This is a genomic window from Mesorhizobium sp. WSM4837 (assembly GCF_055811435.1).
In genome coordinates this window covers 1-2,397 of the sequence record NZ_JBVVQE010000170.1, presented here as the reverse complement: position 1 = coordinate 2,397, position 2,397 = coordinate 1, and the positions used below count along the sequence as shown (strand labels likewise).

Genomic DNA, 2,397 nt, shown 5'->3' with positions numbered 1-2,397 from the left:
TCTCCGCCTCCCCCTCCGCCTCCCCCTTACCCGTGCCCGTCTACGACACCAATCTAAGAGCCAAGCTCTGGGCAGTTCCGCCTGCGCCGCCTCGGGGTCATATTCGGGCTACGTTAATACGGTGCCTTCCCGCTTACTTCTACGGACCAGCGCAGGCGGGCACAGCTACGGCAAGGACAATCCGAGCGGGCCGCATTCATTGCCTTGGCGACAATTTCCTTGGCAGCGCGATCGGCTCGCACGCCGATAGCGTTCATTGGCGACCGGCAGGTCAACAAGGGCGAACTTCGACGAAGTGAGTACAGGCCTAACAATGCGCGCAGAATTCGCAAATAATGCGCGCCAGTATTCTGTTGATATCAATCAACACAGCAGGACTATTCAAAGTTAAGTCTAACGAGCAAGGAAACAACATTATGGCAACAAAGCGAATGAACGTGTTGCGGGGACTCACAGCGGCCGTCGTCCTGTTGCTGGTAGGACAGCAGGCGGCCGCGGCAGACCTTGCAGAACCGTGCGACCCGGATGAGGGTGCCTTGTTCAGGGAATGGCCAAGCCCTTGGCAGATCCGCCTGCGCGCGTTGGGGGTTATCACTGAGGATTCGGGCTACGTTAACGCGGTGCCCGGCTCCGGTCTTTCCTATTCGAACACCGTAACGCCGGAACTCGATATTTCGTATTTCTTCACGGACAACGTCGCAGCCGAGCTTATCCTCGGCACCACCTATGCCAACATCACAGGCCAAGGCTCGATTGGCGGGCTGGGGAATATCGGCAAGGTTTGGCTGCTGCCGCCCACGCTGACATTGCAGTATCACTTTACCGATTTCGGCGCCTTCAAGCCCTATGTCGGCGCCGGCGTGAACTATACGATCTTCTATCATCAGCAAGCCAGCAGCGCCGATGATCTCAAGGTCAAGAACACGTTCGGCACCGCGCTGCAGGTCGGGTTCGACTACATGGTCGACCAGCACTGGGGCGTCAACTTCGACGTGAAGAAGCTTTTCCTGAAGCCAGACTTCGACGTCACGGTGGCCGGCGCGAAGCAGACGGGAAAGGCGGAGCTCGATCCCTGGCTGATAGGCGCAGGCGTCACGTACCATTTCTGACAACGGAAGGCGAAGGCGGCTTACGCGCAGCCCGAGTCGAATGAAGGGCGCCTCGTGCGCCCTTTGCCGTCGGCCCGACGGTCCACTCTTGTCAACCCGACATACACCCAAGGTCAATGTGACTCGGGGTTATCCGAGCTGTCGGATGTGCGACGCGTCGTCCTCCGGACACGGATCAACGGACTGACGCCAGCCATGCAGAGAATGTCGATAGCCAACGCTTTGTGCCTGGCCCCGTTCCGGCCGTTTCCGGTGCAGGAACAGGAAGGGAGTGTGATTGCAAGCGTCATCGGGCTTTGAACATTCCATCATTGTGGACATGGAAAATACCCTGCTGGCTCGGATGCCAACTCTTCAGTCTGGTTCACCCGGCCAGTTCCTGGAATCGGCGTAGGGCGACGGTCATGTTGACTGCCATCGAGGCCGCACCCGCGTGCTGGCTCCTTCGAGCAACGCTCAACGCTGCTGCACACCGGCGATGAAAAGCCAGATCCAACAATGTGTCTTCCGAAAACCGAAAGAGGTGAACAGATATGGTCAAGATCGGCGCTTTGGCGCTCGCGTCATCAATTCAAGGGGCATCGGGATCGGCAACCGCTCGGGCGCTGGCCCACGGTTCAAACGGCACACATCCACCGCTAGCGCTGAGCGATCGGGAGCGGGCATTGACGATCAACCATCGCTATCGCGGACTCACCGTGAATGTCCCCGAGGGGCCGTTCTGGCTAACTGGAGCCAACGCGTTCGTGTACCGCCGGACTACCCATGGCGAGCGGCAGTTCATGCGGGTCGATGCTGCCACGGGTTTGAAACGGGCCGCCTTCGATCAGGCCCGTCTGGCGGCGGCGCTAAATGAAGCGAGCCATAAGAGCTATCAGGCCGGCGATCTTCCCTTCGAGCGTTTCGAACTGACCGAGGATGGTCGCAGGCTCGACTTCATGATTGAGCAGGTCCGGTGGAGCTGCGACATTGAAAGCTATGCCTGCACCAGCACAAACTTGGATGTGGACGCCCCGAAGTTTCAGCTCAGCCACCACTACACGCCACCGGCTGAGAACAACCGCGACCAGAGGAGCGTCTCGCCCGACGGCAAATGGATCGTCTCTATAAAGAACTGCAATGTTTTGCTGCGCAGCAAGGACGGATTGCAGGATGTTGCGCTGAGCCGGGATGGATCCGAGGGCAATTACTACGTCTTTTCGACACTGAGTTGGTCGCCGGACTCGCGCCATCTCGCGGCCTACCGCGTTCGCCCCGGCTACAAGCGGGAGGTCCCCTACCTCAATTC

The 2,397-nt window shown here is 59.1% G+C and carries 1 protein-coding gene and 1 pseudogene; both read left to right on the top strand.

From position 1 onward, the window contains the following. The first annotated feature begins 416 nt into the window (after nucleotides 1-416). Nucleotides 417-1,109 (top strand): OmpW/AlkL family protein, encoded by a 693-nt coding sequence (locus AC0L3D_RS36390; RefSeq protein ID WP_473647498.1) that lies wholly within the window; start codon nucleotides 417-419, stop codon nucleotides 1,107-1,109. Nucleotides 1,110-1,642: 533 nt separating this feature from the next. Beyond that, a pseudogene (locus AC0L3D_RS36385) lies at nucleotides 1,643-2,397 on the top strand (S9 family peptidase); the annotation flags it as partial.

Coding starts and splice junctions, on each gene's coding strand:
- AC0L3D_RS36390 (WP_473647498.1), top strand. CDS start 417: ATGGCAACAAAGCGAATGAACGTGTTGCGGGGACTCACAGCGGCCGTC.